At 61.6% G+C, this 636-nt stretch carries 1 protein-coding gene; it reads left to right on the top strand.

Annotated elements, in window-relative coordinates:
* The coding region (locus ODQ19_RS27980; protein WP_330211836.1) for an AMP-binding protein at positions 1 to 636 on the top strand (636 nt) is incomplete at both ends.

Consider the following 636-nt stretch of genomic DNA (forward strand, 5'->3'; position numbering starts at 1 on the left):
GGCCTCGATAGCCTGGCGATTGATCGCACCGAGCAATGGTCAGGATTCAGCGACACTCCCCCTCAGGTGAAGCTGGATGGCGACAACCTGGCCTACGTGATCTACACCTCCGGCTCCACCGGCATGCCCAAAGGCGTGGCAGTATCCCACGGCCCATTGGTGGCCCACATCATCGCCACCGGCGAGCGTTATGAAACCTCGCCATCCGATTGCGAACTACACTTCATGTCGTTCGCCTTCGACGGCTCCCACGAAGGCTGGATGCACCCGTTGATCAACGGCGCGAGCGTGTTGATCCGCGACGATAGCCTGTGGCTGCCGGAATACACCTACCAGCAAATGCATCGCCATCACGTGACCATGGCCGTGTTCCCGCCGGTGTACCTGCAGCAACTGGCCGAGCATGCCGAGCGTGACGGTAATCCTCCTGCTGTTCGTGTGTATTGCTTTGGCGGTGACGCGGTGGCCCAGGCCAGCTATGACTTGGCCTGGCGAGCACTCAAACCGACCTACTTGTTCAACGGCTACGGCCCGACCGAAACTGTGGTCACGCCATTGCTGTGGAAAGCGCGCAAGGGCGATCCGTGTGGCGCCGTCTACGCACCGATCGGCACGCTCTTGGGCAACCGCAGCGGC

Source organism: Pseudomonas sp. AM4(2022) (assembly GCF_036346515.1).
Lineage (GTDB): Bacteria > Pseudomonadota > Gammaproteobacteria > Pseudomonadales > Pseudomonadaceae > Aquipseudomonas > Aquipseudomonas paracarnis.